The 23,378-nt window shown below is 47.7% G+C and carries 19 protein-coding genes; 6 read left to right on the top strand and 13 right to left on the bottom strand.

The window, feature by feature from the left end; genetic code table 11:
• Positions 1–41 precede the first annotated feature (41 nt).
• The 4 genes from bcp to MHH92_RS03590 are packed head-to-tail and all read right to left on the bottom strand — an operon-like array spanning position 42 to position 3,185.
• Positions 42–506, bottom strand: a complete 465-nt coding sequence (bcp, locus tag MHH92_RS03605) for a thioredoxin-dependent thiol peroxidase (RefSeq protein WP_076254870.1) — start codon at positions 504–506, stop codon at positions 42–44.
• A gap of 45 nt (positions 507–551) precedes the next feature.
• Positions 552–1,337 carry an ABC transporter permease gene (locus MHH92_RS03600; protein ID WP_036614076.1) on the bottom strand — a complete coding sequence of 262 codons (786 nt, stop codon included), beginning with the start codon at positions 1,335–1,337 and terminating at the stop codon, positions 552–554.
• A gap of 5 nt (positions 1,338–1,342) precedes the next feature.
• Complete coding sequence (locus MHH92_RS03595; protein ID WP_036614077.1) at positions 1,343–2,137, bottom strand: ABC transporter permease; 795 nt, start codon at positions 2,135–2,137, stop codon at positions 1,343–1,345.
• A 1-nt stretch (position 2,138) separates the two neighbouring features.
• Complete coding sequence (locus tag MHH92_RS03590; protein WP_036614079.1) at positions 2,139–3,185, bottom strand: ABC transporter ATP-binding protein; 1,047 nt, start codon at positions 3,183–3,185, stop codon at positions 2,139–2,141.
• Between the two features lie 212 nt (positions 3,186–3,397).
• On the opposite strand from MHH92_RS03590, the gene MHH92_RS03585 reads away from it, so the two are divergent.
• Both MHH92_RS03585 and MHH92_RS03580 read left to right on the top strand, forming a co-directional pair.
• Complete coding sequence (locus MHH92_RS03585) at positions 3,398–4,441, top strand: LCP family protein (protein ID WP_047841428.1); 1,044 nt, start codon at positions 3,398–3,400, stop codon at positions 4,439–4,441.
• 131 nt (positions 4,442–4,572) lie between these two features.
• Entirely contained in the window at positions 4,573–5,892 is a 1,320-nt protein-coding gene (locus MHH92_RS03580) for a glutamate-1-semialdehyde 2,1-aminomutase (protein ID WP_340901986.1), read from the top strand.
• A 138-nt stretch (positions 5,893–6,030) separates the two neighbouring features.
• On the opposite strand, the gene MHH92_RS03575 is transcribed toward MHH92_RS03580, so the two are convergent.
• Positions 6,031–7,425 carry an aminotransferase-like domain-containing protein gene (locus MHH92_RS03575; protein ID WP_101315094.1) on the bottom strand — a complete coding sequence of 465 codons (1,395 nt, stop codon included), beginning with the start codon at positions 7,423–7,425 and terminating at the stop codon, positions 6,031–6,033.
• A 159-nt stretch (positions 7,426–7,584) separates the two neighbouring features.
• On the opposite strand from MHH92_RS03575, the gene MHH92_RS03570 reads away from it, so the two are divergent.
• From MHH92_RS03570 to MHH92_RS03555, 4 genes are all read left to right on the top strand, one after another.
• Positions 7,585–8,520, top strand: a complete 936-nt coding sequence (locus MHH92_RS03570) for a DMT family transporter (RefSeq protein ID WP_340901985.1) — start codon at positions 7,585–7,587, stop codon at positions 8,518–8,520.
• 220 nt (positions 8,521–8,740) lie between these two features.
• A complete protein-coding gene (locus tag MHH92_RS03565; RefSeq protein WP_340901984.1) occupies positions 8,741–9,847 on the top strand; it encodes a GerAB/ArcD/ProY family transporter in 1,107 nt (368 codons plus the stop codon).
• On the top strand, positions 9,828–11,297 hold the full coding sequence (locus MHH92_RS03560) for a spore germination protein (RefSeq protein WP_340901983.1): 1,470 nt from the start codon (positions 9,828–9,830) through the stop codon (positions 11,295–11,297). The genes MHH92_RS03565 and MHH92_RS03560 overlap by 20 nt, the downstream gene beginning before the upstream one ends.
• Complete coding sequence (locus tag MHH92_RS03555) at positions 11,294–12,451, top strand: Ger(x)C family spore germination protein (RefSeq protein ID WP_340901982.1); 1,158 nt, start codon at positions 11,294–11,296, stop codon at positions 12,449–12,451. Before MHH92_RS03560 ends, MHH92_RS03555 begins: the two co-directional genes overlap by 4 nt.
• Before the next feature lie 87 nt (positions 12,452–12,538).
• Here MHH92_RS03555 and MHH92_RS03550 read toward each other — a convergent pair whose 3' ends face one another.
• The 8 genes from MHH92_RS03550 to MHH92_RS03515 all read right to left on the bottom strand — a co-directional run bounded on the left by MHH92_RS03550 (position 12,539) and on the right by MHH92_RS03515 (position 23,203).
• On the bottom strand, positions 12,539–12,955 hold the full coding sequence (locus MHH92_RS03550; RefSeq protein ID WP_340901980.1) for a sensory rhodopsin transducer: 417 nt from the start codon (positions 12,953–12,955) through the stop codon (positions 12,539–12,541).
• Positions 12,956–13,611: 656 nt separating this feature from the next.
• Positions 13,612–14,820: a rhamnogalacturonan acetylesterase gene (locus MHH92_RS03545; RefSeq protein WP_445744697.1), complete on the bottom strand. Its 1,209-nt coding sequence runs from the start codon at positions 14,818–14,820 to the stop codon at positions 13,612–13,614.
• A gap of 105 nt (positions 14,821–14,925) precedes the next feature.
• Positions 14,926–15,765, bottom strand: a complete 840-nt coding sequence (locus MHH92_RS03540; RefSeq protein WP_017690747.1) for a carbohydrate ABC transporter permease — start codon at positions 15,763–15,765, stop codon at positions 14,926–14,928.
• 2 nt (positions 15,766–15,767) lie between these two features.
• On the bottom strand, positions 15,768–16,670 hold the full coding sequence (locus tag MHH92_RS03535) for a carbohydrate ABC transporter permease (RefSeq protein WP_047841423.1): 903 nt from the start codon (positions 16,668–16,670) through the stop codon (positions 15,768–15,770).
• A 139-nt stretch (positions 16,671–16,809) separates the two neighbouring features.
• Complete coding sequence (locus tag MHH92_RS03530) at positions 16,810–18,093, bottom strand: ABC transporter substrate-binding protein (RefSeq protein ID WP_036614095.1); 1,284 nt, start codon at positions 18,091–18,093, stop codon at positions 16,810–16,812.
• A gap of 221 nt (positions 18,094–18,314) precedes the next feature.
• Complete coding sequence (locus MHH92_RS03525) at positions 18,315–19,868, bottom strand: response regulator transcription factor (protein WP_340901975.1); 1,554 nt, start codon at positions 19,866–19,868, stop codon at positions 18,315–18,317.
• Positions 19,843–21,630 carry a sensor histidine kinase gene (locus tag MHH92_RS03520; protein WP_339189917.1) on the bottom strand — a complete coding sequence of 596 codons (1,788 nt, stop codon included), beginning with the start codon at positions 21,628–21,630 and terminating at the stop codon, positions 19,843–19,845. Before MHH92_RS03520 ends, MHH92_RS03525 begins: the two co-directional genes overlap by 26 nt.
• A gap of 250 nt (positions 21,631–21,880) precedes the next feature.
• Positions 21,881–23,203 (bottom strand): stalk domain-containing protein, encoded by a 1,323-nt coding sequence (locus tag MHH92_RS03515; protein WP_340901972.1) that lies wholly within the window; start codon positions 23,201–23,203, stop codon positions 21,881–21,883.
• Positions 23,204–23,378: the final 175 nt, after the last annotated feature.

Genomic DNA, 23,378 nt, shown 5'->3' with positions numbered 1-23,378 from the left:
GAACCCTCCACAGATGCAGCCTGTCATTGTATAGATATATCTTATAACGTTTTTATCGTATCGAGTGCAGCCTCGATATGTCCCTTGACCCGAACCTTGGACCAGTCCTTGATCAAATTCCCCTCTTCATCAATCAGAAAAGTGGAGCGAACCATACCCATGTACTCCTTGCCATACATTTTCTTCAGCTGCCATACCCCGTATTGCTCGGCTACAACGTGCTCTTCATCCGATAACAAAGTGAACGGAAGTCCATATTTGGCGATAAACTTGTCATGTTGTTTCATCGGATCGGTGCTGATTCCGAGAATGACTGTGTTCAGCCCTTCAAATTCAGCATGTCGATCCCGAAAATCACAAGCCTGTTGCGTACAGGACGAAGTCATATCCTTGGGATAAAAATAAAGCAGTACCCGCTGTCCGCGGTAATCCGAAAGCTTTACTGATTCTCCCGTACTGGACGGAAGCTCAAAATCCGGTGCCAATTCGCCTACATTTAACGTCATGTCAGTTCCTCCCTAATCTCCCCCATGAAATGCTATAGGGCGTTATTATGAACCTGCTCCGCGATACCGCTTCACGCCAAAATTCCACAACAGCAAGCCCATCGAGCCAAACACCAATCCCATCACAGGTGTAAGCAACGCCATGCGATGCATCTCGGACCTCTCCAGGAACAACGCTGCGGGATAGATCCCCACAAAGGCAAACGGAATGATCCAGGTTAACAGCACCTGAATAGCACGGTTATAGATCGTTACCGGGTAGCGTCCATATCCTTGAATGTTATACATCAACGGCAGGATACCTGTTGGCGCGTCCGAATAAAAGGACAACGAAGTCAGGGTGGTATAGATGCCGGCATAGATCATGACTGAGCTGAGTGCCAATATAATTAAGGCAGGGATATGCCACCACTCCAGCATCAGACCCATCTCTGCTCCGCTGAAGATCATGATGATCAGGCCGATAAACGAGCCCACGAGTGCAGGCGGGTCCACATTTTCAAGCAAGATCTGGAACAGGTTATGTGCAGGACGTGTCAGGATCCGATCCATCTCACCTTTGACGATGTACCGCTCACTGAATCCCCACAGATTGATAAAACAACTGAAGATGCCATAGGGCACCATAAAATATCCATAAACAAAGAGCACTTCACTCTCACTCCAGCCGCCCAGGTTATCCGTATGGCGAAAGACCACAAAGATAAAGATCAGGTTAGTTGCCTGAAACAGCAGATCCGATAGGATCTCCACCCAGAAATCAGCACGGTACGTGAGTCGTGTTTTCATGTAATTTTTCAAATATTCCCAGATCAGACCCATATAGTACATATCTGTTATCCCCCTTGCACGAACAGACGCTTGCGCGCCTTACGCCAGATCAATACCATCGGAAGCAGCAGTACGGCAAACCAGAACACCTGAATACCGAGTACACTCCAGATGGCGGTACCTTCCACTCTTCCAGTGAAGACGGAACCGGGCAGATACGTAATGGCCTGAAAAGGCAATACTTTCATCACCGCAGACATCCAGCCTGGATACAGGCTGATCGGGATGATTAGACCGGAGAACAAATCAACCACGACGCGTTTCATACGCATCATGCCTTCATTGTTTTCCACAAAGAATGCCGCCAGTCCCGTTATCACATTAATCTGGGAATTAATGAGAAAACTGAAGAACAGCATGACGAGAAAGCCAATCCACGCCGATGGCGCCGTAGGCAATTCAACCGGGAACAGCAGAATGGCAATGAGCATCCCCGGAATCATGAGCAGCAGGAAGCGGAAAATACCTTCGCCAAGACCCTGCATCATTTTGACCATAACGTAATTGATCGGCCTGATGAATTGAATCGCAATGGAGCCATCCCGTATATCTGCGGCAATCTCCCGGTCCAGGTTGTTAAAGTAAAAGGCACGTGCCATCCAGGATACAGCGATGTAAGTGGTCATCTGCGCTGCCGTGAAGCCGCCGAGTTCACCACTGCTACCGTAAATAGCTTGCCAGGTAAAGTAATACACGCCAATATTCAGCGTATATATCAAAATGCCGGAGTAATAATTCACCCGGTATGCCAGCATCGTTAGAAAACGGATGCGCATAAAATCAATAAATGCACTATTCATCTCAGGATACACCCACCGCTTCTTTCCCTGCTCCCACAATCTCGGGACGCTCGGCGGAACCGGATTGGTAAATACTGCGCACAATCTCATCCGTGTTGATCTCAATAATCTGAATATCGGTAATATCGGCTTGTCCAACGACACGTCCGAGTACATCCGAAACATTCAGTTCCAGCGGAATCCATACGGATGCGGACAATTCATTCTCAACCGTCCAACGCACAGGCAACGCAGCAGTCCATTCCTGCATCTGACTGATGTTGTGAGCTGAACCAAACTTGAAGCGGATCTCACGCTCCTTACCCCACTGGGACTTGAGATGATCCAGACCTCCATCATAAATGATGTTGCCTGCATCAAGCATGATGACCCGGGAACACAGTGCCTCAATGTCCTGTAAATCGTGGGTTGTGAGCAGAATGGTCGTTCCATGCTCCTTGTTCATGTCTTTCAAGAAATCCCGAATTTCCGACTTCACCACAATATCCAAACCAATAGTTGGCTCGTCCAGAAAAACAATACTCGGGTTATGCAATAACGCTGCAACTAACTCACAGCGCATGCGCTGACCAAGACTGAGCTTCCGTACCGGACGACTTAGCAGGTCTTGTAGCTGCAACCGCTCAACCAGTTCATCCAGCCGTTTGCGGAAATCGACCTCTCCGACACGATATACTTTGCGCAATAAATGGAAGGATTCGATAACGCCAATATCCCACCACAATTGACTGCGCTGACCAAAAACAACACCAATATTCTGTACAAACTTCTCCCGTTCCTGATACGGAACATATCCACCAACCGATATTTGCCCTGAAGTAGGCACCAAAATGCCGGTCAACATCTTGATCGTTGTTGATTTACCGGCACCGTTCTCCCCAATATATCCGCATATTTCACCCTGCGGAATCTGAAACGAAATATCATTTACAGCCAATACCTCTTGGTATTGACGTGCAAACAGGTCCTGGAACGCGCCCTTCAGCCCACCTCGGCTTTTCTGGACGCTAAACGACTTGCGCAAATCTTTGACATCAATCGCCAGCATGATTATACCTCACTTGGATTTTGTTGAAATTGCTTGTAGCCCAAAAAGAAATTATAATGGTATCAGTCAAAATTCAGCAAGCTTTAAAATAGTCTGGAGCCGCGTCCTGCCCTTATGTTGGGAAAAGATGTGTACGGAAAGCTCCGACTAGATCTTACTTTAATACTCGAACTCGTTTTTTTATTTCATCTCAAATACAAAGGAGAGCTAGCATGACCAGAAAGACGAAGAGAACCATATGGATTTCTCTTGCCGCCTTCGTGTTAATTATTGGAGGAGCAGCGGCATATTACTTCGGTTCTATTCTCAATCAGTTGGACGGTTTGGCAAAAGACGGCGACGATTCACCATTTGCAGGCATCGAAAATGTGGAGAAAGTAAATACTCCTGACCCACCCAAATGGGAAGGCACAGAAACGGTAAATATTCTCGTTATGGGTGTCGATGCACGTGGATTGAAAAAAGGTGAAGTTCCTCGCTCCGACAGCATGATGGTTGTATCGCTCGACCCACTGACCAAAAAAATCAATCTGTTCTCCATTCTGCGCGACACTTACGTCAATATTGACGGATATGGCAAGGAGCGGATCAACACCGCTATCACCCATGGCCCTAATGCAGCGATGCAAGCTGCCGGCGACCTGCTCGGCATTCCTGTACAGTATTATGTGTATACGGATTTCCAGGGATTCATCAAATTGGTGGATGCCGTTGGCGGTGTTGATTTTGATGTGGAGAAAGACATGCACTATACAAGTAAAGCAGACAATAACGAATACGATATTGATCTCAAAAAAGGATATCAGCATCTGGATGGCGAGACAGCGCTCATGTACGTTCGTTTCCGTCATGATGCGATGTCGGATTTCGCTCGGTCCGAACGTCAGCGTGAATTGCTGAAAGCTGTAACAGCGAAAATGCAGTCAACAACTACCATTGCCAAACTGCCTGCCATTCTGGAACAGGTTAATCCTTACGTAGATACAAATCTCACGCTTTCCGATATGTGGAAGCTGGGTGGACTCGGATACCAGAGCAGCATGAACGGCAGTGAGCAGATTCCGCCAATGAACCTGCTGAAAGAAGAACGTACAGCAGGCGGTGCGCAAGTGTTGACGGTTACCAATGAAGAAAAATTGAAGCAGCATATTCAGGATATAATTCACCCGCCTGCTACAACGGATGATAGTACAACCAGCACCGAAGATAAAACAGCCAGTGGTGACGATCAGAAGTCAGAGCAACCGGCTCAGTAATCTACACATGCAGAGGGCAGCCATTACGCTGCCCTCTCGTTGTGCCCGGCTATACTATTATGAGAAAATCATCATATCTTTCTGTGGCTTGTTTCTTTATCATATTTTGAATTACGAAAGGAAGTTATCTTATGAATACATCACGTTCCCGTTCCGAACTTCTATACGCAGAAGCACTTGAACATATTGTTGGGGGTGTTAACAGCCCTTCACGCTCGTTCAAAGCCGTTGGTGGTGGTGCACCTGTATTTATGAAAAAAGCCCAAGGTGCCCACTTCTGGGATGTCGATGACAACCGTTATATTGATTATCTGGCCGCTTACGGTCCGATTGTTACAGGGCATGCCCACCCGCATATTACACAGGCCATTACGGAAGCAGCAGCAAATGGTGTGCTGTACGGTACCCCGACAGAGCTTGAGATCAAGCTCGCCAAAATGCTCAAGGAAGCCATTCCTTCCATGGATAAAGTGCGTTTTGTAAACTCCGGTACGGAAGCAGTCATGACTACGATTCGGGTCGCTCGTGCCTACACCAAACGCAACAAGATCGTAAAATTCGCCGGATGTTACCATGGTCATTCCGATCTGGTGCTTGTAGCTGCCGGTTCAGGCCCGTCCACGCTCGGAATTCCTGACAGTGCGGGAGTTCCAGCCAGTATTGCACAAGAAGTCATTACTGTGCCGTACAATGATCTGGAAGCCCTGAAGGATGCTTTGGAACGCTGGGGTGATGATGTCGCCGCAGTCATGGTTGAACCGATCGTTGGTAACTTCGGTATGGTTATGCCGGAACCTGGCTTCCTGGAAGGTCTCTGTGCCATGACACGGGCCAACGGCTCCCTGGTTATCTATGACGAGGTCATTACGGCTTTCCGTTTCCATTACGGTTCTACACAGACATATGCCGGACTCGATAACCATGCGGAGATTGAACCGGATCTGACGGCTCTTGGTAAAATTATTGGTGGCGGCCTGCCAATCGGTGCTTACGGCGGACGCAAACACGTTATGGAGCAGGTTGCTCCGCTTGGACCGGCTTATCAGGCGGGAACGATGGCTGGTAACCCTGCATCCATCTCGGCTGGTATCGCATGTCTGGAGGTCCTGCAAGGCGAGGGTGTATACGAAGAGATGGAACGTCTTGCTATCGACCTGACGGCAGGTCTGCAAGCTTCTGCTGACCGTCATGGCATTGCGCTGACGATCAACCGGATCCGCGGTGCGTTCTCCACCCATTTCTGTGACCATCCGGTTACGAATTATGATCATGCTCAAGACACGGATGGTGAGTTGTTTGCTTCCTTCTTCCGTCACATGCTGAACCGTGGCATTAACCTGGCTCCATCCAAATATGAGGCCTGGTTCCTGACCACGGCTCATACAGACGAGGATGTTCAGGCTACATTGGAAGCCGCAGAAGCTTCCTTCAAAGCGATGGCTCAGGAATAAATCAGATTATTTCCATCTACCATGTAGCGTACAAGCTGCATCGTTGATAGATAGCAACTCAAGGAAAAGGCGTCCAACAAGTGATCAACTTGTGTGGACGCCTTTTGTTATTTACGGACAACACTCCGAGTCTTCACGTTATTTCTGCCTGATCTGAAGTATCAAAATTTCCTCGCGGATCACCTGCATCCCTTCCTCGATTCGCTGCTTCGGCACATTGGAGATGTTCAAGCGCAGCATCTGATCCTGATGCGCCTGATATGTTCCCTCCGGATAATACCGTTCTGTCGTATCAACGATGACTCCGCGCTTTTGAAGCCGGGACAGTAGAACACGAAGCGGCATATCACCCGCCAAGGGCAATACGGTATGCTCCCCTCCTGTTCGAGGAGCTTCCATAAATGGAGCAAAGTCTGGATATGAGTCCAGTTGCTCATGCACCGTGTGCATCCGGGCAGCATAGCGGTTACGAATCACTTTCCTGTGATGAGCAAACATTCCGCTGTGGACATAGATCTCCAGAGCAGCTTGAGACAGAACAGAAGTGTCGATATCGAGCATTTTTTTGTAAGCCCCAAAAGATTGAATTAGTGGTGAGGGCAGAACAGCTACACCAATGCGCAGACCTGGAAACAAAATTTTGGAGTAACTCTTCAGATAGATGACCCTGCCTTCGGTATCATAGGACCATAGCGGGTCCTGTTTCGTATTGTCCTCTAGATCAGCCAGATAATCGTCCTCCACCAGATAGACATCGTACCGCTGTGCAAGCCGGATCAGTCTCTTCTTGTCAGCAACAGTCAAAGATGTGCCAATCGGATTGTGAAAGCGCGGCATGACATAGAAAAACTTGATATCTTCCTCAGCGAACTGACGTTCAAGTGATGCCCAATCCAGCCCGTCCAGGGCACGTCTCACACCGGCAATCGGCACATTTAATCCACTCAGTAGCGAGGGCATATTATGATAGGTCGGTAGTTCAAGCAGTACTTTTCTCTTTCCATTGGGGAGAGGCATCAATGCAAGTACAGCCAGTGCCTGTTGCACACCTGACGTGATAAAGAACTGCTCTGTTCTCGCAAACACCTGATAATCCGCAAACTGCTTCTGCAACAACAGAATAAGCGAAGGTAATCCCTGATCCGTGCCATACATGAATAACTCTGCCTGCTTCTTCTCCATCGCCTGATCCACACAGTGACGAAAGTCTGCATAAGGGAACACCCTTGGATCGGGTGCAGCTGAAGCAAAGTCCAACGCTCCCTGCCAGTCCATGTCCTGAGCACCTATCCCGTTCTGTACGGCATAATAACCGGATTGAGGTATGGCATACACCAAATGCCGCTGTTCCAGCCACTCATATGCACGAATAGCCGTGCTTACACTGCATTGATATTGTTCTGCTACTACTCGAACGGCTGGCAGTCGAATACCCTTATCTGCCCACTGGCGACGATCCTGCTGCTGCATCTGTTCCTGAATCCATTGCTGTAACGCTTCGGCAATCACTTCGTATTTTCTCAATGCACCCATCCCTCTCCAACAACTGTACCGATACAGTTTAACCTTTTATCTATTGTAGCACGATGCACCTGGCAGTATATTGAATAAGGCCAGCACATGCCTCGAACCTGACATAATTCAGGATAATGAAAGATAAAAAGCTATGACTACTGTATTGGAGGAGAATTCATGAACACAACACACACTCGGGGATACGCTTATATCGCAGCTATATTGTACGCAGCTATTATCGGTCTATCTTTTTTATTTGTTAAAATGACCGTCACGGTTGCACATCCAATCGATGTGCTTGCCCACCGATTCGCCCTGTCGTTGATCGTTGTCAGCATTCCTGTCATTTTTGGCTGGATCAAAATCCGACTGAGCCTTCGTGATCTGTGGCGAATCATTCCACTGGGGTTTTTATCTCCCGTCTTATTTTTTGCCTTTCAAGCCTTTGGACTTGTCTCTTCCAACTCATCGGAAGCCGGAATTATTCAGGCCATGGCCCCTGTATTCACACTCGTTCTCGCTTCAGTTTTCCTGAAGGAACGTACATCCACGATGCAGAAGCTATTCCTGCTTCTATCTGTTGCTGGAGTGGTCTTTATTTTCATGATGCAAGGAAGCGGCGTATCTATGAGTAACCTGAAGGGTATTGCATTATTGCTACTCTCCACGGTCTGTTTTGCAGGATATGGTGTGCTTGCAAGACCATTAACCCAGAAGTATAAACCAATGGAATTAACCTGGGTCACACTGATGGTTGGCTGTATTGTATTTAACGCCGCTTCCCTGATCCGACATGCGTCCAACGGCTCCATGATGGACTATATCAAACCGCTTGGAGATACATCCTATCTGGGTGCACTCGCTTATCTGGCAATTCTCTCCACCATGATCTCTACCCTGCTTGCGAGCTATGCCCTTACTCATCTGGAGGCTTCGCAAATGAGTGTATTCAGCAATCTGTCCACGCTCATCTCCATCGTAGGAGGTGCATGGATATTACATGAACCAGTGGGTAGCTATCACTATATTGGTGCATTGTTGATTATCGCCGGTGTGCTTGGCACCAATATGAGCGGTCGCAAACATAAGCTGGTCAGTGGGATAAAAGCATGATTCCCCATATTGAGACAGCGCGGAAGTTGGTTCGCTGGTTCAACGAGTTATACGCTCCCATCCTCCCCAAACCCCGCATTTTGATCGGAAAGCGGCCCGGGAAACGATGTTAGAGGTAAGAGAAGCCATGGGTATTCGTTATTTCGACTGACGGTATGAAGCGCTCCAATCACGTTAACACTGCTGAGGACAGTCTATTGGGAAAAGGGGACCCCTCAGCATGAAACGAACACAACCTTCTTTTTTACAAGCTATGATGTTGATCATGTTGTCCGTTGGCTTGATCAGCCATGTTCTGATTATTCCTGCCCTTTTGGCTGCGGCCAAAAGGGATTCTTGGATTTCCGTCCTGTTATCAGCCGGACCATTTCTGATATTTGCGCTAATGCTCGCCTATGTCTCTCGTTTCCTCCAGCATCAGACCCTGCATGAATGGTTAACATCCCGTCTCGGCAAGCCTATCGGCCTGTTCTTTCGAGTGGGTAACAGTCTCTTTTTTCTGAGCGCAATCTATTTCACCCTGCACGATACCACAACTTGGGCCAAAACAAATTACCTGACAGAAACGCCAATTCTGGTAACCAGTATTGCCCTCATGTCTCTCTGCGCCTATGGGGCATATAAAGGCATCCGCTCACTGGCATTTACGGCAGGATTGATCCTTCCACTGGTGGTACTGCTGGGCTTCTATGTTGCCATTGTGAACACTCAATACAAGGATTACAGTCGTCTCCTGCCTGTATTAGAACATGGCTGGCATCCAGTGCTGAATGGCATGATTTACAGTCTTGCAGGCATGTTTGAACTGCTGTTCATCTGGTATATCCAGCCTCATCTCACCAAACGTATACGTGTATGGCAGTATCTGATGCTCGCACTCATTCTTGTGGGACTAACAGTCGGCCCACTCATCGGGGCGATTGTGGAATTCGATCCTTTTGAGGCTGCCAAAATGCGATATCCCGCCTTCGAAGAATGGCGAATCGCCTCCTTGGGCAAATACATCGCCCAGACTGACTTCTTTTCCATCTACCAGTGGCTCGCAGGCTCGTTCACCCGGATTAGTCTCGCCATGTATATTGTAGTAGAAATATGGAATATTAAGAGCTCTACCAGAAGGCTTATCAGTTGTATCTCGTTAGGTGTCTTCTTTATTCTAATCATGTTGTATCCTCTGGATGATATGACCTTCGAAAAGCTTCTGGTCGAATACATATTTCCGTTCAATCTCGTATATCTGAGCGGACTTGCGATTATCGCAACGACGGTTGCCTTTATCCATTCACGCCATCAGAGGAGGAAACATCATGGAGCATCAAGCGATTGACACCACGTCCCATGAGACACTGCTTGCCTCTTTGAAAGAGCAGTTCAATCCATGTGCAGATGTCGTTATTCAGACCTTTCCTGTTAAACACGAATCTGATCAGCCCGTAATTTTGCTCTATTGCGACGGTCTCGTCGACGGTAAACAAATTAACCAATTTATTATTCCCCGTCTGGAACAGCACTCCCTGATCATTGAGGAATCACACCCTAAAGAACTGGGATTAACCTTGAACCCGTTGGATGACCTCACAGATACTAACAAGCTCAATATGTTGATATTTAGTGGACAACTAGTGATCATTTTCGGTAATGGTGTGCAGTCCTGCAGTGTGGATATCGCTGATATCCCGGGACGCAGTCCAGAAGAATCAGCCATTGAAACATCAGTTAAAGGCCCGCGCGATGGATTCACCGAAGAACTCACTACCAACGTGGCCCTTATACGCAAACGAATGAAAACATCTTCGATGTGTTATGAGAAATATGTCAAAGGCGGTCGTACCCAGACGGCCATTGGACTTCTATATGTAAAAGATATTATCAATCCAGACATTCTGAAAGAAGCTCGGCACAATCTGGATCAGATTGAGATTGACGGCATCCTGGGCACCTCAATCATGGAACGAGCTGTCATGGGAGGGATTCGGAGTATCTTTCCACTTACAGATAATACCGAGCGTCCTGATTTTGTCGTTGATTCCCTGTTAAACGGTCGTTTTGCCGTTTTGATCGAAGGTTCTCCTGTAGCGGTCATCGCACCAACTACACTTTTCAATCAGTTGAAATCTCCGGAGGACGAAAGTACACCTTTTTTTATCGTTACTTTTGAACGGATATTACGTATTTCAGGACTGCTGATCGCCTGTTTCTTCCCAGGTTTTTATATTGGCCTGACCAGCTTCAATGTGGAACAGATTCCCCTGCCTCTTCTGGCAACGATTGCTGGCACTCGAATGGGCCTGCCCATGCCGGTGACGTTGGAAGCGTTCCTGATGATTTTTATGTTCGAGCTATTCAACGAAGCAGGGCGTAGGTTGCCACGTGCGTTGGGGCAAACGGTCAGCGTTGTCGGCGGGCTTATTATTGGGGATGCTGCCATTAGAGCGGGGATTACGTCCCCTACGATTATTGTCACGGTTGCGATCTCGGTCATCTCTAGTTATATTCTCGTGAATACTGTGTTAAGCGGGGCTACTGCCCATGTTCGGATCGGGATGTTACTCATCTCTTCCATTCTTGGGTTATTCGGTTTTATGATCGGACTATTGGCCCTGTTGGTGCACCTCGTATCGTTGGAGTGTTATGGCGTATCCTATCTGTCACCTATATCTCCCTACATTCCCGGAGACTTCACTCAGGCCGTATCCATGCCACCTTCCATGAAAAGAACCAAGCGCCCAGAAGCACTTCATACACAGGATTCTACCCGTCGGAGGAAACGTCCGTGAAACGATGGGTATCCATAAGCGGCCTTCTTATAAGCTGCTTAATCCTGCTAACCGGGTGCTGGGATTCCAAAGAGGTGCAAAGTATAAACTTCATTACGGCGATAGGAATTGATTATGTAGATAACCAGTATATTGCGTATGCCCAACTGATTGACTTCTCCAGTATTGCAAAACAGGAAACACCAACTTCCCGGGAGACAAGGGATATCTGGACTGGACGGGGCGAGGGTACAACACTGAACATGGCTATTAACGACTTGTATGAAACGTCACAGCAGCTAACGCTCTGGACTCATGTGAAAGCTATTGTTCTATCCAAAAGAGCCTTGGATGGTCGACTGGAGGATATCTTTAATACACTTCTTCATTCAGGCCAATTGAGATATACTCCCTGGATCTACGCTACAGAGCATAACATTCCGGATATACTCTCTCCCTCTGCATTGTTGAACCAATCCGCCCAGACCATTGAATTATTTGAGCCTATGAGACTATACAAACAGCATTCCGCTTACGAACCTATCCGGCTCCATCAGCTACTCGATGGACTACGGGAACCCGCTTCTGTCGTTCTTTTACCCTCGGTGTCAACGAGGAACGAGACTTGGTTCAACGGCGATAAAACGCCCCCCCTTGTTAGAATGGATGGATTTTATGTGATATCCAAAGGCACAAGTCAGGGTAGAGTTGCAGGAGCAGACGCAGATGGTACACGATACGTAAATTATGAGCGTGTACATCAGTACCCACTATATGTATATGCGAATGGTGGGAAAATTCCTGACTTAACTTTGATGCTTCATCATCCTAAGACGAGAATCACGGCGAGGAAGCAAGGTGATGGCGTAACATTTGATCTGGCGACTACGGTTAAAAGTGCCATCATTGAGGACCATGGAGCCCCGCGTACGCCTCATGCCATGGAACAAGAAGCGGAGAAACAGATCGAATCCCAAATCCGAGATACGTTCGAAAAAACCAAGTCACGCATGATTGATTCCTATGGTCTTGTGGAACACTTATATCGCCACAACCTTCCCTTATGGAAACAGGAAGTCTACAACCGGGCGGACCCACTCCAACGTTTTAAGCTTGGAAAAGTGGAGGTTCACGTGGATATCCTGAATGCGAGCACGTATAAATACAGTGAATAAAACGAAAAAATAGAAGCCCCTTACCTGCATTGGATGCAAGGTTACGGGGCTTCTTACCATCTCCAGCTATGCGGTCGATTGGGGAAGTTATCCTAATGGATACGCCATGACACTCATCAAAGCCAATTCAGGCTGGGTCGTGTCCAAACGACTGTACTGGACGATAACGGGGATATTGCTCGAAACGGTAATCGCATAAGGCACGCCCGGCGGAATAGACTGCTCCCCGGATCGTAGCGATGCAGTGCGAATGTGCTTCGTCCTTCTCGCTGGCACTTCGGCGACAATACCCTCGAGTGGTTCTCTGTCTTCAAAATAAATCGTGATATGCAGATCCACATCCGTGGCACTGGTGTTCAGTACACAGATGCTCTCATGACTCTCCAATGTGCCCCGGCTCTCCGGGGGAATGTAACCATCCGGAATGACCCAGTAGGTGTGACCTGTAGCTGCTGTAACATTCTTACGGGCAGATGTGCCTGATTCTGTCTGGTCAGGTGTCATTGAAATACCTCCTCCTTTTTTTTGCGAGTGCAATATAGGTTAAAAATGCGTGGGCTCGCGGGGCAGCCGCTTTGGCGGACGGATCGGGCTGTGGGCCGCTGTTGGCTCGGGATTTCTTCGGCTCATTCGCGGGGGCAACTCTTAAAACCCGAGGGCTCGCGGGGCAGCCGCTTCGGCGGACGGATCGGGCTACAGGCCGCTGTTGGCTCGGGATTTCTATTCATTCCCCCTCAGCAGGGGAAATCCCGCTCCAAAGGCGGACGCTTCGCTCCCTCTACCCGATTCCGCCCTCCTCCGCTGCTACGCTCGCCTGTTTTTTAAAAGTTTATTGCCTACGCTATTCGCTGGGCAACTTTTGCTGGCTCGTTACTTCGTTTAACTCGCTACAGCTTTTAAACCCTGAATAGCTCGCGGGGCAGTCGCTTCGAAGGGCGGATCAGGCTGTGGGCCGCTGTTGGCTCGGGATTTCTATTCAATTCCCCCTCAGCAGGGGAAATCCCGCTCCAAAGGCGGACGCTTCGCTCCCTCTACCCGATTCCGCCCTCCTCCGCTGCTACGCTCGCTGTTTTTTAAAAGTTTATTGCCTTCGCTATTCGCTGGGCAACTTTTGCTAGCTCGCTATTTAATTAACTCGCTTAATTATTAAGGGCATGAACCTACCGCAGATACATCTGTAGCGGTTGCAATTGCAACTCGCGGATGGCTTTTGCCACCTGCTGGGCAAGGCGGCGGGCGCCTCGTTCCTGAAAATGCGTGTTATCCTCAACCCCTGAGGGGAAGTTCACATACTCGCCTGGCAGTACCCACATAAAGTCGTCCTTAGTTCCTTCAACGCCCGCCTGCTCGAACAGAAGACGGCTGCGCTCAGCCAGATCGATCAGCGGAACATCTTCCTCTTCCGCCAGCTCACGCACAGCGATGATATAATCGCCGTGCGTATCGGTCAATGTGCCATCATCCGCAAAATAGCGACGATGCACCGGGGTGATGAGCACCGGACGAGCCTTGGCTTCGCGTGCAGCATCGATATACTTTTTCAAATATTCCTTATATGTTGTGAATGGGTCCGTCCCACGTTCAGGGTCCGGCTTCTCATCGTTATGTCCAAATTGAATAAACAGAAAATCTTCAGGCTTGATTCGCTCCAGAATGGCGCTTAATCTGCCTTCATTAATAAAGCTACGGGAACTTCGCCCTGAATGGGCGTGATTATCCACTGCAACATCATGTTTGAACTGTGCAGGCAACAGCTGGCCCCAACCACAATATGGATATCCACTTTCCGGCTGATCCGTTACAGTTGAATCCCCAGCAAGAAATACGGTCATGGTCTGATTCGCAAGAGTAACCTCCAAAGCATTAATTCTAGGTGCAGGACCGGAAAATAACAGACGAAGTCTGCCGCCGCGAACAACAACCGAGAACCTAACCTCTGCGTATTGTCCGGGAAGTGTGCGAATGGTTGGCAGTACAAGCCTGCCTTCACCAGCTTTCACGCGTGTCACTGTCTCAGCCAATTCATCCCCTGCAACAAGTAATACTTGGTAGGTTCCGTCGGGAACATCCACGATGAACGATGCTTTGAGCGGAATACAGAAGCCTGAACGCAATCGGGCAGACATGGTTGTCTGCCCCGGATTGTTATGATGTTGTTTCGTGGGATCCGATACATCGTCATCACGAATGCGTTGTTTCTCATACACCAGAGATCCTGCCTCGAATCCATACCCTCCGTGTTCCTCATATGCGGTTGTTGCAGTTACTTTCAGATAATCCCCTGTCTCATCTGCTCTTCCCAAGTCCGGTCCAAAGTTAAACTTCCAGCTGGTCACGGACACTACCTGGCCCTCTGCCGCTGCCTCCATGGCAACGGCCTGACTACCCTGAGCTTTATTCAAAAGCGATAACCTCCTTGGTTAACTTTCGTAAACGTTCATTCGGGCGAAGATACGAAGACACAGAAATCTGGCTTATCCTTTCAATCCGCTGGTGCTCATCCCTTGAACAATTTGTTTTTGGAAGATGAAGAACACAGCTACAACCGGAACCAGACTGACGATGGACATGGCGAACATTGCGCCCCAGTTGGAAGCAGATTCGCTATCGAGGAACATTTTCAGCGCCATCGACACGGTGTATTTATCAGGCGAGTTCAGGTACAATACCGGACCAAGCAGATCCTCCCATCTCCAGTAGAAGGAGAAGATGGCTGCAGTCGCCAGAGAAGACTTGATCAGCGGCATAATAATCTGGATATACAGTCTGAACTTGTTACACCCATCGATGGTTGCAGCCTCATCCAGCTCCTTCGGAATCGTTCGAATGAACTGTACCATCAGGAAGATGAAGAATGGCATTCCGAAGAATGTAGGTACAACGATTGGCAAGATAGTGTTCAACCAGCCGAGCTTCGTGAAAATGATGTACTGAGGAACCAATACCACGTCATGTGGCAGCATCAGCGTTAACATCATCAAGGAGAACCAGAATGTACGTCCCTTGAAGTTAAGTCTGGCAAAACCAAAAGCGATCAGCGATGACGATATCACAGCACCGATGGTAGATATCACTACGATTACAAGTGAGTTCGTGATGTAATCCATGAACGGTCTTCCCGCTGTGCCTTTCCAGCCATCTACATAGTTGCTCCAGATCCACTCCGCAGGAAACAGGGTATCCGCTGTGACGAATATCGTACGGCTTTCCTTGAATGAACTGAAGAGCATCCAAAGTACGGGATACAACATTAGGAGGGCAAGAGCTGCAACGAACAGGTGATAAATGGGCCATTTCACATTTCTCCAAACCATCGTTACTTCCCTCCTTCAGATTCGTAGAACACCCAGTACTTGGATGTCAGGAACACAGCTACCGTGAGTATACCGATCATGATGAGCATGATCCAGGCCATTGCCGAAGCATAACCCATGTTGTTAAACATAAACGCCTGACGGAACAGATACAGAGAGTACAGCATCGTACCGTCCATTGGACCACCTTCGCCTTTGGAGATTATATAGGCAGGTACAAACGTCATGAATGCTCCAATCGTCTGCATAATCATATTGAACAGGACGATCGGGCTAAGCAGTGGCAAGGTAATGCTGAAAAATTTCCGTATAGGGTTCGCGCCATCCACACCTGCTGCCTCGTACATCTCAGTAGGGATATTTTTGAGACCAGCCAGGAAGATCAGCATGGACGAACCAAACTGCCACACAGACAGTGAGATGAGCATAACCAGGGACGCATTAGGGTCACCAAACCAGCTTATAGGCCCGATCCCGATTGCCGTTAGAGCACTGTTGATAACACCCTCATTACTGAAGAGGTTACGCCACATAATGGATACGGCCACACTACCACCGATAATGGATGGCAGGTAATACAGCGTCCGGTACGTTCCAATCATACGAGAGCCAGTGTTTAGGACCATCGCTACGAAGAGGGCAAAGATCAACCTTAACGGTACCCCAATGAATACATACAGAAACGTCACTTTGACCGAGTTCCAATATTTCGGGTCATCAAAAAACATTTTGGTGTAGTTATCAAGCCCAATCCACCGTGGAGAAGTGAACAAGTTATAACTCGTGAACGACATATATAAGGACACAAACATGGGGATGAGTGTGAAGCCCAGGAATCCAATAATAAACGGGCTTATGAACGCATATCCAGTTAAGTTTCTACGTAACGACGAATACTGCCTCAATGGAACGAACCTCCTTCATGGATCAGCTTGCTCCCTCATCCTGGCTTCGGTCATCTGGACGGGGAAAGGCCCTCGCATTTGCGAGTAGCCCCATTCCCGACCATCCCTGAAGTGGGACGAGCAAGCCATCATTCAACTGTTATTTATTGTTCGCAAGTACAGATTCGGCGTTCTTGCGGAATGTCTCTGCTGCTTGTTCAGGTGTAATTTTGCCAAAGTTCAACTCTTCAACCACATCTGCCAGGGAAGAGATTACTTCAGGTGAACCAACCGGTGGCGGAGAACTCATTGGTGAAGCCTTAGGCTCCATGGCTGCTACGAATTCAAAGACCTGTTTTGTTGCGTCACTCAGCTCAGGTGCGATAGCTTCTTTGATTGCTCCTGAAATTGGCACACCGCGCTCACCTTTGATCAGTTTGTTGGCTTCCACGTCATTCACCCAGAAATCAATGAATTTAGCTGCTTCTTCCTTCACTTTGGAGTTGGACGTTACACCCCAATACATACTTGGTTGCATATATAGTCCTTTTTCCATATCTGGTCCTGGCATTGGAGCGATTTCGAGTGGACGGTTCGCTACCTGTTGCAAGGCTACGAACTGGTTGGACCATTGCCATACGCCAATTCCTTTTTCCTTCACGAGATCCGATTCCTCAATAATGCCTTTGGTTTGGTTAGCTACATCCGGCGTAGGTGCTGCACCTTGCTCGATCATGCGGCGCATGAGTCCGAAGAACTCCACAAACAATTGATCATCATCATAACCAAGACCTGTTCCTTCCGCATTATAAAGCGACAATCCTTTGGTACGCAGGAAGTAGTGGAAGAAAATATCCGGAGCTATCCCTCCATCCAAATACAGACCTTTATCCGCGGTTTGTTTACCCAGTGCTTCGTACGATTCCCAAGTCATGTTGTCAGGGATTGCATCCACGCCTGCTTTTTTAAGCAAAGCCGGATCATATTGGAAGCCCAAAACGTTAACACCGGCAGGTACACCGTATTGTTTACCGTTAATTACACCTGTGCTGATAACATTCTCGGACACATCGTCCACTTTGATCTGGTTGCCCAGATAAGGCGCTAGATCCTCAAGCTGACCATTCTGTGCATATTGGCTGATGTAGGAAATATCCATCTGAACGATGTCAGGCAACTGATTTGCAGCTGCTTGTGGTGCGAGCTTTTTCCAGTAGTCATCAAATGAAGCATATTCCACGTCGATTTTGACATTCGGGTTTTTCGATTTGTACAGGTCGATGACCTTCTGTGTATATTCATGCCTTGCATCCGAGCCCCACCAAGCGATCCGCAGGGTAACTGAGTCATCTCCAGATGCTCCTTCAGTTCCTCCACCTGAGCTACATGCCGCTGTAAACACGAGCAAAGCAGCCATCATCAGGAATATTGCCTTTTTCACCATGCCAATCTCCCCTTTTATGTTGATATGGTTGTATGAAAGAGTTATCTTCTCGTTTCTGATAACGCTTTCACAAACTTGTTAATGTCATTTTCGCAAATGTACGACCATAGTTGAATACACAAAACCGTCTTGTTGGTTCAAAAAACAGAGGAGGACAACAGTCCCCCTCTCGGCGCTGTTCGTCCTCCCCAGACATGAATCACATGATTGGCAGTCCATTGTTATATGCCGATTCTGCGGAATTCCGTAGGTGTCATACCAGTCCACTTTTTGAACACCTGACTGAAATATTGTGAATTCCCGCCAAATCCGAACAATTCAGCAAGCTCAAATACTTTCACATCTCCGCCTCTGCGAATATGGTCACATGCGCGTTCAATGCGCAGGCGATTCACGTAGTTGGAGAAATTCTCTCCTGTGACTTTTTTGAAAATCTTGCCCAGGTAATCTGGATTCATATAGAGCATCTGATGAGCTACTCCATTGAGCGAGAGATCTGCCTCTCCAAAATGACGATCCACAATATCCATCATCTTCTCCACGGCTGAAGACTGGCGGCTGATATGGTTTTTGTAATACCCTGAAGTTAATCGGGCTGTACTGCTTGCAACAAAAGACTTCAAACCAGATAACGTATCGATATGCGGCAGTTCTGCCATACGCTGGGTGAATTCCGTTGCCTCCTCAGGTGGACAGACATGCACCATCGCCGAGTAGAGCTGCACTACATAAGAGCGAGTCACCTCGATTTCCAGCTGCTGACGTGATAATAGATCAAACAGACGCTCCACCTCTACCGCTGTTTCCTCGGTATTGCCCGATTTGATCAACTGACACAGTTGCTCGGCATCCTGTTCTACATGCAATCCGTCGCATTCTCCGGCCAGTACCAGATCATTCTTCGTAATCAGCTTGCCTTCACCGATAAAAAAGCGATGGTTCAGATACTGCAACGCCTCACGAAACAACCGCCGCGACTGAATCATTCGATCTGCTTCACTCAGCGCAGCGGTCACTTCCAATTTATATAGTCTGGTGAATGCAGCCCTAACCTCTTCAATACTTTCTTTCAGTCCGGCTGGATCAGCTGAATCCGCGAGCAGAATGAGGAGTTTGCCTTCAATGGTTGTGCTTAACAGGACATATGGGAGCAGGTCACTGGCAATGTTTTTGATCGCAAATAAGTGACTGTAATCATGTTCATCTACAATTCGGAACAGCAGTAACCGAACTGCGTTCTCTTCAAGCTCCAGATCAAACAGCTCCTGATAATACTCCAGATCAACCGGCCCATAGGTGCGGTTGGTCATGAACTCCAGCAGAAATTGCTCCTTCACATGTGGAAGGACACGCTGCAATCGCTGTTTCATCTCACCTGCAACATGCTCCTTCACCTGGGCATCCTGATGTTCCTGCAACAGTTCAGTTAATGCATCATGGATCTGATTCTCGTTGCAGGGTTTGAGCAAATAATGCTTCACACCATATTGCATCGCTCTGCGAGCATATTCGAACTCCTTGTAGCCGGATAACATAATGAAACGTACTCCCGGGTATGCTTCAGATGCCTTCTCTATGAGTCCGAGACCATCCAGACCCGGCATGGAAATATCCGTAATGATAATATCCGGTCTCGACTGCCCAATTTTGTCCAATGCTTCGATCCCGTTCCTCGCTGTACCCACCAATTCCGTACCTGCCGCGGCCCAATCGACCACTTGGGAAATCCCCTCCAGAATGACACGTTCATCATCTACGAGCATCACTTTGTACATCGTCATCGTCCTCTCTGATCCAAGGTATGCTGATCGATACTACAGTTCCTGATCCGGGCTTGCTGCTCATCACCATTCCACCTTCATCACCGAAGGTCAGTCTGATTCGTTCCTGGATGTTAGATAACCCAATGCCCTGTCCTCTTGTCTGAATACGTCCTTCGTGTAGCTGTTCCAGGAATTCCGGTGTCATCCCCGGACCGTCGTCCTCAACTTCAATAATCACCTTATCTCCATCTGCTCTCGCCCGGATACGAATCCGGCAAGGGTCAATGCTTGGTTCGAGTGCATAATGTATCGCGTTCTCCACCAACGGCTGTAATGTTAACTTCGGTATCCGTGCCGTTCCTACCTCCGGGGCAATTTCCATGTCGAAATCCAGTCTTTCCTCAAAACGCGTGCGCTGAATCGTCACGTAACTGCGGACAATGTCCAGCTCTCTTTCCAGCGTAATCCACTTCTCGGACATGTTCACAGAGCTACGCAGCAGAAATCCGAGGGCCTCAACCATTTCCGAGATCTGTCGTTGCTTCTGTACTTTAGCCAGCCAGTTAATCGATTCCAACGTGTTGTATAGAAAATGTGGATTAATCTGCGCCTGAAGCGCTTTCAACTCTGTCTCACGAATCACCAGTTGCTTCGCATAATTCTCATCAATCAATTCACGTATCCGTTGAAGCATCATCTTGAATGTGCGATGCAACAGTCCAACCTCATTCTGTGGAGATATCGGAACATTGCCAAGGGCTGCCTCCTCCAGCTTATCCAGATCACCTTTTTCGATATTACGCATCTTTTTGATCAACTGTGCAATCGGATGGGTAATACTGCGAGAGAATCTCGCTCCAATGATAAGCGCCGCCAGAAAGATCATGATGAAGATCACCGTGACCAACTGTTTGACAAACTGGATCTTTTTAAACATCTGGTCAAACGGGGTTGTGTACAAATAGGTCCAATCCGTATAGGAAGAATGAGCACGAGCTACAAAGTGTCTCCCCTGTTCCAACATGGCAATTCCATAGGGCTGGGTGCGCTTCAGTTCAGACTCAATCTCGGCTTCACTAACCGACGATTCTGTTGGATAGATCACTTCTTTTCCATCCGTAATGAGTAATTGGGAGTCCTCAGCCGGTTCTTGCATCTGGTCCTGTACAATTCGGTCCAGCCGGACGCGGATGATCAGTGTGCCGAGGTCCTCCAATGTAAATGCTCCGCCAATAAAGGATTTCACCTGTCGGACCGACAAGAGTCGGGACTGTTTATCCCCACTGGTATGCCAGGCATTGGAGCCCGAGTATTGCTGTCCCAGTGCAACCAGTTCCTTTTGCTTCGACTCCGAAATTCCCTCTCGATTGCCTGCAGCCATAACGTTATTATCATTATCGATAAATAACATGGAATAGACGTATTTTTCGGAACCGGCATATGCGACTAACCTGTTGGTAATTTTTTTACGCAATCCATTTTTCTCGTAACCCGTTTCGGCCTTTTTTAGTTGGAGCAGATATTGCTGAAGCGGCTCGTCCGACATCACCTTGAAGGAGAGATTAGAAATTTCACGAAGTTGATTCTCAATACCTACCGAAGACATATTGAGGACCTGCGAGGATTTCTCATAAATCTGGCGGTCATAGATGCTGAACACATATCGGAGTACGGACGCATAAAACGTAAAGCTGATCAACATCAAAAGTCCGATGAGAAGAATCGTTTTGTGATGAATCGGCAGTGTTGTGAAAGCGTTCTTAATTTTGTTCATCCTAAGCGCTCCTTTGGCTTGCGAGGGGTGCCTGTCATACTATGCATTAGTGGTTTTATTGTAAGTTATTTTCATATTTACACATCCATTGGTCATCTGACAAGATATATTTATGCAACATTTTAGGTCATTAGAGAAGGTATACATCTGTGTCAGCAACTCAAAAAGAACACAAAACAGCCAGAATACCTTGAACAGATCAAGGTATTCTGGCTGTTGAATAACATCATGTTAAAGTATGAAATACAATTTACGGGTTAACAAAAACAGTTTTCAGCTTCGCTACATACTGCACATCAAAGCCAAGACCTTCAGCCACCATGGCAAGTGGTACATATGTTTTGGACTCTTTGCCTACCTTATTCAGGAATGCAGGTGTATCCACAGTAACCGATGCTCCATTTACCTTCACAGCATTGGCACCAATCTTCACAGCAACTTTCCGGTCTCCATATGTAATGGTTGCGGTTGAAGTTTTGTTATCCCACACCGTAGTAGCCCCGACAGCGTTTACGATGTCTTGAATCGCCACAAAGTTTTTGCCGTTACGGATAATCGGTTTGTACGGTGTATTTAATGTTTTGCCACTCACAATAATGTTCATCGGCTCACCTGTCGCAGGTGTAGTCAGCTTGGTGTAGTCGCTCCAGATCGTTTTGGCAAATACTTCGGCAATGGCCGCATATCCAAATTGGTTCGGGTGGAAATCACGATCTTTGATCATATGTGTCATCGTGCCTTCACCACCAACAAACTCCTTGGCCACGTGTGCGACTTTGACATCGGTACCCTGAGCAGTGAATTGTGCTGCAATGCCATCAATGGTCTGTGTGAAACCTTGAGATGCCTCCATCAGTTTGGCATAAAGTGCCTTGCCTGCTACTTCTGGCATCGGTTGATACTGGTCGGCGATGACAATTGTAGCTGTCGGATTAATTTCATGGATATCATTAATCGTTGCACTAACGTTGGCTGTATATGTTGCGAGTAATTCTTTTACCTTCGCTTGCAGATCCTGATCACTCAGTTTGTCTGCTGTACCGAGAAGCTCAGATACATCATTTCCCCCAATGGTAATTGCAACCAGATTGGCCTGTGCTACACTCTCACGAATTGCAGCAGTATTGGCTCCGATCTGTCCCGCTCTTGGATCAGGAAGACTTGGTTGAATGGCTTCAGAAGTCAGCGTTTTGCCATCCTTAATTGCAGTAGTGAAGTTTTTCAGGCCACTGGTTTTCAATCCGGCAATCCCGTAGTTGTCCACCTGTGTACGTCCATGCAGCAAACCTTGCTCATGCAAACGTTCTACATAACCATAAGGCAATTCTTTTGTGTTGGGCTCATAACCTACCGTTATGGAATCTCCCAATGTGACGATGCGGAACTCCTTAGTTACGGCTACTGCATCTTTCTTCGCTGTCAGCGAAGTCTCGTTTGTACCCGCTGGCAATACACCGGTTTTGGTGTCAGCCGCGTGTGCAGGCAATGCAGATGATGTAAAGAGCAGCATTCCTGCCAACATGCTTACCGTTAAACCGGCAGCTGTATTTTCCCATATACGTTTACGCTTCATTCAGGTAACACTCCTTCTCGCAAATCTATAATAATTTACACTAATATATAGTACATTGGTCATTCCAATGACATAGGTTGGTGTTACTCTATTCTATCATTTTAAAGTAGGTGTTGTCCTCTCTGCTGAGAGCACACATGAAATAACAGACTCCCTAAAGGGGAGCCTGTTATTG

The organism is Paenibacillus sp. FSL M7-1414 (genome assembly GCF_038003195.1).
Lineage (GTDB): Bacteria > Bacillota > Bacilli > Paenibacillales > Paenibacillaceae > Paenibacillus > Paenibacillus amylolyticus.
The sequence above is the reverse complement of the archived record's forward strand: the minus strand, read 5'-3'. Positions and strand labels throughout refer to the sequence as shown.